This window comes from Marinobacter sp. ES-1, assembly GCF_000475255.1.
Taxonomy (GTDB): Bacteria; Pseudomonadota; Gammaproteobacteria; order Pseudomonadales; family Oleiphilaceae; genus Marinobacter; species Marinobacter vinifirmus.
Window position 1 is genome coordinate 254,883 of sequence record NZ_AXBV01000096.1, and the last position, 6,514, is coordinate 261,396.

6 protein-coding genes are annotated in these 6,514 nt (G+C 59.3%); 5 read left to right on the forward strand and 1 reads right to left on the reverse strand.

Translation table 11 applies throughout. The features are described from left to right. Position 1 precedes the first annotated feature (1 nt). Positions 2-1,354 carry a CHAD domain-containing protein gene (locus Q668_RS15875; protein ID WP_022990623.1) on the reverse strand — a complete coding sequence of 451 codons (1,353 nt, stop codon included), beginning with the start codon at positions 1,352-1,354 and terminating at the stop codon, positions 2-4. Between the two features lie 161 nt (positions 1,355-1,515). On the opposite strand from Q668_RS15875, the gene Q668_RS15880 reads away from it, so the two are divergent. From Q668_RS15880 to Q668_RS15900, 5 genes are all read left to right on the forward strand, one after another. Then, a complete protein-coding gene (locus Q668_RS15880) occupies positions 1,516-2,583 on the forward strand; it encodes a TRAP transporter substrate-binding protein (protein ID WP_022990624.1) in 1,068 nt (355 codons plus the stop codon). A 118-nt stretch (positions 2,584-2,701) separates the two neighbouring features. After that, on the forward strand, positions 2,702-3,823 hold the full coding sequence (gene potA / locus Q668_RS15885; protein ID WP_022990625.1) for a spermidine/putrescine ABC transporter ATP-binding protein PotA: 1,122 nt from the start codon (positions 2,702-2,704) through the stop codon (positions 3,821-3,823). After that, positions 3,816-4,673: a spermidine/putrescine ABC transporter permease PotB gene (potB, locus tag Q668_RS15890; protein ID WP_022990626.1), complete on the forward strand. Its 858-nt coding sequence runs from the start codon at positions 3,816-3,818 to the stop codon at positions 4,671-4,673. Before potA ends, potB begins: the two co-directional genes overlap by 8 nt. Next, positions 4,670-5,440 carry a spermidine/putrescine ABC transporter permease PotC gene (gene potC / locus Q668_RS15895; protein WP_022990627.1) on the forward strand — a complete coding sequence of 257 codons (771 nt, stop codon included), beginning with the start codon at positions 4,670-4,672 and terminating at the stop codon, positions 5,438-5,440. The genes potB and potC overlap by 4 nt, the downstream gene beginning before the upstream one ends. Beyond that, positions 5,437-6,477, forward strand: a complete 1,041-nt coding sequence (locus Q668_RS15900) for an extracellular solute-binding protein (RefSeq protein WP_022990628.1) — start codon at positions 5,437-5,439, stop codon at positions 6,475-6,477. Before potC ends, Q668_RS15900 begins: the two co-directional genes overlap by 4 nt. Positions 6,478-6,514: the final 37 nt, after the last annotated feature.

The following is a 6,514-nucleotide window of genomic DNA, read 5'->3' on the forward strand; positions in this document are numbered from 1 at the left end:
CTCAGTCCAGACCGAGCCCGCCCATAGCCAGAATCTGGCGGCGGGTGTCGGCTTTTTCCTGCCCGATCAAGTCAATGATCCCGGCAACCGCCTCCGGCAGGGTTTCCGGGGCATCTTTCCGGAACTGTTCCAGCAGTTCCAGCTGTATGTGCAGGTCCTGGAAACGGCCGTAAAGGTCTTGCCGCTTTCTGAGGGTTTTCAGGTCCTGCTTTCTCGCCCCCGGGTCCAGCTCCATTAAATAACGTATGCGTTTGAGTTGCTTGCGCAGCTTGTGGAAATCTTCATCCGGAGCGGTATGCAGCAGTTCTGCCGTCCCCCGGTTGAAACTGCGCAGCCGTTTCAGAATGGCCTTGCGGATGTCTCCGCCACTGAGGCCAGATACCAGTTTACGAAATTTGCCGGAGTCTATTTCGCTTTCCCAGCTGTGCAGGCTGTTGCGGTAGCGGACGCTGCCGAGGCGTTTGGCCAGGCGTTTCTGGCGAGTGGCGGCCTTGCTTCCGGCCCAGGTTTCCAGTGCCGCACGTAGCTCCGGGTTCTCCGGACACAGCGCAGGCAAGTCCGCCAGGAATACGTGCAGGTCCCGCAGCCGGCCGGTTGCCCGGGCATGCCGCTTGAGTTGGGCAACGGCCGGGCGCAGTCGGGTGGTGCCGCTTACTTCAGCAATGGCTTCGGCCAGGGCCCGGCTGCGGCGCAGGGCAATGCGGTACTGGTGCAGGAATTCGTCATCCAGCCCGAGTATCACGCCCGGCTCCAGTTGTTTCAGGCGCTCAGCCTGAAGCTGCAGGGTAGCCGGAAGGTCGTTAATGGCGCCTGGCGCTGGTCGCTTTATCGGGTTCCGGTGTTTGCGTTCGAATTCCCGGTAACTGTAGTTTCTGGGTGTGAGGAAGTGTTCCAGTGTGCCGGAGTTTTTATCGAGCTTGCGCCAGTGCTTACCGGGCAGGCGAATGTGCAGAAAGCTGGCGGTGGGCAGGGCCATAGGCGCGTGCTTTGCCAGCCAGTCGGCCAGCTCCTGCAGCGCCGGGTTATGGCCGATAATAACGACCCTTTCGATCCCGTCATCCTGCTTTTTCAGCCACTCCAGAAGGCGCTTGAAATCGAAAGTATAAAGGGCCGGGTCTATATGAAACCGTTCTGGGGGGAAGTCCGCCAGTAGAATGCCCCGGGCGGTTTGCCGGGCCCTGGTTGCATCACTGGCAAAGACGTCGCTGGACTGGAATACTTCCAGCCGCTGAAGGGCCTTGCCCAGAGGCTGCAGCTGCTGCTCGCCCCGGTTGTTCAGGGGGCGGTCCCGGTCGGCCAGGCCTTCATCGGCCCAGCTGGATTTGGCGTGGCGGATAAGAAACAGGTGCTTCATGGTGCTCGTCCTGATTGTGCACTCGGTCAGCGGTCAGTGTGGCACAGCCGCAAGTCGTTTACATGACGGCGCCGGATTGGCGTTGGGGGCTGCCGCAGGTATCATGTTTTACCGTTCCCTGAACAGTTCAGACCAACAACACAATAACGGAAGCCAACACCATGCACATCCGTAAAACACTCCTGGCGGCAACAGCGGTTGCTGTGGCGGCCTTCAGTTCGTCGGCCCTGGCCGAGAAATATACCCTGCGCCTGGCTGAAACCTGGGGCCCGAATTCCCCCATTCTGGGCGAAACCACCAAGCACTTCGAAGACATGGTGGAGAAGATGTCTGCTGGCCGGATTGATGTTCGCATTGATTCTGCCAACAAGCACAAGGCGCCTTTCGGCATCTTCGACATGGTGCGTAACGGCCAGTACGACATGGGCCACACCGCCTCTTATTACTACAAGGGCTCCATCCCCAACGCCATGTATTTCACTACCGTGCCGTTCGGTATGCTGGCTCCCGAGCAGTACGCCTGGTTCTACTATGGTGGCGGCATGGAGCTGATGCAGAAAGTGTATGAGCCCTTCGGCCTGCTGTCGTTCCCGGGTGGTAACACCGGTAACCAGATGGGCGGCTGGTTCAACAAGGAAATCAATTCCCTGGAAGACCTCAAGGGCCTGAAAATGCGTACCCCGGGCTTTGCCGGCGAGGTGATGGCAGAACTGGGCGTGTCGGTGACCAACCTGCCGCCGGGTGAGCTCTACACGGCACTGGATCGTGGCACCATTGATGCGCTGGAATGGGTAGCACCGGCCCTGGACTTCCCCATGGGCTTTCACCAGATTGCCAAGTACTACTACTCCGGCTGGCAGGAGCCGGGCGCAGAAGTACAGTTCCTGATCAACCAGAAAACCTGGAACAAACTGCCGGAAGACCTGCAGGAAATCCTGCGGGTAGCCATGCGTACCGCTGCCTATGATATGTATGCCAAGAGCACCAACGACAGCGCCGATGCCTGGAACCGCATGCAGAAAGACTATCCGGAGGTAACCCACAAGGTGTTCCCGCCGGAAGTGATTGAAGCCCTGCGCGAGACCACTCACCGGTTGCTCGAAGAGGAAGCCGAGAAGGATCCGCTAGCCCGGGAAATCATCACGTCTATCCGTGAATACCTGGCGGGCGTGCGTAAGTGGACTAACATTTCTGACAAGGCTTACCTGAACAGCGTGGCTGATCAGTAAGTATCCGTTTCAGCAGGCTGGAACAAAAAAGGCGTGAGGGTAATCCGAAACCCTCGCGCCTCTTTCTGTTCGGGGCTGTTTCTGGAAAAATACGCCGCTCAAACTTTGGGCAGGGCCGATGAAACAGACACTGCTATCTCTGAGCAATCTCACCAAGCAATTTGACGGCAAGAAAGTACTGGATTCGCTGGATCTCGAGATCTTCGATGGCGAGTTCATTACCTTGTTAGGGCCGTCTGGTTGCGGAAAAACCACCCTGCTGCGGATGATGGCGGGTTTCGAGCACCCGGATGAAGGGTCCATCACCCTTGGCGGGCAGGATTTGACCCACACGCCGCCGGAGCACCGTCCGCTGAATACGGTGTTCCAGAACTATGCGCTGTTCCCCCATATGTCGGTGTTCGACAACGTGGCCTATGGCCTGAAAATGGAGAAACGGCCAAAAGAGGAAATCCGCCAGCGGGTAGAAGAAGCCCTGGCCATGGTGCAGCTGGAAGACTTTGCGCGCCGCAAGCCGCACCAGCTTTCCGGCGGCCAGCAGCAGCGGGTCGCGATTGCCCGGGCGGTGGTCAAGCGGCCGAAAATGTTGCTGCTGGACGAACCCCTGTCTGCCCTGGACTTCAAGCTGCGCCGCACGATGCAGGTGGAGCTCAAACGGCTGCAGCGGGAGCTGGGCATTACCTTTGTGTTCGTCACCCACGACCAGGAAGAAGCGCTGTCGATGTCTGACCGGGTGGTGGTGCTCAAAGACGGCCACATCCAGCAGCTGGGCACTCCCCGCGAGGTCTACGAACGCCCCGCCAACCTGTTCACTGCGCGCTTTGTGGGCGAAACCAACTTCTTCCCGGGCCGGGTGGATGCCGCCAACGGCGATGACACCATCACCGTGGATGTGTTCGGCCTTAAGCGCACCTTCCGCAAACCCGATTTCCCGGTCACAGAAGGGCAAGGCCTGCACGTGCTGCTGCGCCCCGAAGATATCCGGGTGCTGGCGCCGGAGGATGAAGACGGTGTGGCCGGCAAGGTGGTGGAGCGTAACTACAAGGGCAGCACCCTGGATTCGGTCATCCACCTGAGCGATGGCACCGAAGTGCTGGCATCGGAATTCTTCGATGAAGACGACCCCACCTTTGATTACCGGCTGGGCGAGCCGGTGAAGGTCAGCTGGGTAGACGGCTGGGAATGGCTGTTGCCGGAAGAACACACCGATATTACTGAAGAAGAGCCGATTGATGGGTAGCGTCAGGCAGCAGCCGTTCCGTGCGGCGGTGCTGGTGCTGGTGTGGGGCTGGTTGCTGTTCCTGGTGTTCACCCCCAACCTGCTGGTGGTGGGTGCCAGTGTGATGACCCGGGACCCGGGCTCGTTCATATCGCTGCCCCTGAACCTGGATGCCTACCGGCAGTTGCTGAATCCCCTGTACCTGGACGTGTTCCTGCATTCCCTGTACATGGCCGCCATGACCACGCTGATCTGCCTGTTGATTGGTTATCCCTTTGCCTGGGCGTTGTCGAAGGTGCCCAAACAGCGCCAGGTGTTGCTGATCTTCCTGCTGATTGTGCCCTTCTGGACCAATTCGCTGGTGCGTACCTACGCCCTGAAATTGCTGCTGGCCACCAACGGCTTGCTCAACAACGCCCTGATGTCCCTGGGCCTGATTGAAGAGCCCCTGAAGATGCTCTACACCGAGGGTGCGGTAATTGTCGGGCTGGTGTACCTGCTGTTGCCGTTCATGATCCTGCCGCTGTACGCGGTGTTTGATGACCTGCGGGAAGACTATTTGCGGGCCTCCCACGATCTGGGGGCCGGCCGGTTGTCCACCTTCATCCATGTGATTGTGCCACTGACCCTGCCCGGCGTGCTGGCGGGTGTGATGCTGGTATTGTTGCCGGCCATGGGGCTGTTCTTTGTGCCGGACATCCTGGGGGGCTCCCGCAACCTATTGGTAGGTAACGTGATCAAGAACCAGTTCCTGGACGCCCGCAACTGGCCCTTCGGTGCGGCCGCCAGCATTGTGCTGACCCTGGCCATGGCGTTCCTGATGTTCGCCCACCGGCTGAGTAAACGGCGGATCGGGGAGGACGGCGTATGAACCGCTGGTTGCCGCGCACCTACCTGACCCTGGTGTACCTGCTGCTGTATGTGCCCATCGTGGTGCTGGTGGTGTTCTCCTTCAACGAATCCCGCACCGGATACGAGTGGGGTGGCCTGAGCCTTCGCTGGTATGAAGCCCTGTTCAACAACCGGGCCATGGTGCAGGCCATGTGGAATTCCCTGTGGCTGGCGCTGTCTGCGGCTACCGTGTCTACCCTGATTGGTGCGCTCACCGCCCTGGCCCTGCACCGCTACCGGTTCCGGGGCAAGAAGGTGCTCAACGGCATGTTGTTTATCGTGATGATGTCGCCGGAGATTGTGCTGGCCATCTCCCTGCTGGCCCTGTTCCTACTGGTGGGGCTGCAGCTGGGTTACGTGTCCCTGCTATTGGCCCACGTAACCTTCTGCCTGCCGTTTGTGGTGATTACCGTGATGGCGCGCCTGAGCGGCTTTGACGAGCGCCTGCCGGAAGCCGCGCGGGACCTGGGTGCCTCCGATTTCACCATGACCCGCACCGTGCTTATCCCGGTGATCATGCCGGCATTACTGGCAGGCTGGCTGCTGGGGTTTACACTGTCACTGGATGATGTGGTGGTCAGCACCTTCGTTAGTGGCCCGAGTTATGAAATTCTGCCTTTGCGCATCTATTCCATGGTGCGGGTAGGCCTGAAACCCGAGGTAAATGCCCTGGGCACACTGTTGCTGGTGTTTTCACTGGTCATGTTGATATTGTCTCAATGGATACTGTTAAGGAGCAAACGATGAAGAAACTGGCACTGGCCGGCGCGCTGGCACTGGGCCTGGCGGGCTGCAGTGGTTCCGAGGAGCCGCAGGTACTGAACCTGTACAACTGGTCTGAGTACATGCCCCAGGAAGTTCTGGACCGCTTCACCGAGGAAACCGGTATCCAGGTGGTGTACACCACCTACGACAGCAACGAAGCCATGTACGCCCGGCTGAAACTGCTGGACGAGAGCGCCGCCTATGACCTGGCCGTGCCGTCTACCTACTACGTGAGCAAGATGCGCCAGGAAGACCTGCTGATGCCCATCGATCGCAGCAAGATCGAAGGCTTTGACCAGCTCGACCCGGAACTGGTGAACCTGGATATCGACCCGGACAACCAGTACAGCGTGCCTTACCTGTGGGGCACCACCGGCATTGCCGTGGACACTGCCGATGTGGAAGGCGAAGTGACCGCCTGGGCAGACCTGTGGGATGAGCGCTTCGAAGGCCGGGTGATGCTGACCAACGACATGCGCGAAGTGTTCCATGTAGGCCTGCGGGTGCTGGGTTACTCCGGTAACAGCACCGATCCCAAGGAAATCGAGGAAGCCTACGAGAAGCTGACCGAGCTGATGCCGTCTGTGCGGACCTTCAACTCCGATGCCCCGCGCATGCCGTATCTGGAAGGTGAAACCGACGTGGGCATGATCTGGAACGGTGAAGCCGTGATGGGTCGTGACACCCTGGAGTCCCTGGAATACGTGTATCCGGAAGAGGGCATCATCGCCTGGCTGGACAGCTTCGTGATTCCCAAGAACGCCAGGAACCCGGAAGCGGCCCACCAGTTCATCAGCTTTGTGCTGCAGCCGGAAATCTCTGCCCTGATCAGCGAAGAGATTGGCTACGCCACACCGAACCTGGCTGCCCGGGAACTGCTGGATGACTCTGTGGCAAATGACCGTGCCAGCTATCCGAACGCCACCGACATGATCAATGCGGAGTTCCAGACCGACATTGGTGACGAGGCGCTGCAGGTGTACGCCAAGTACTGGGAAATGCTGAAGTCCGGTCAGTAACCGGTAAGGCATTCCGAACCCGGATACAAAAAACGGA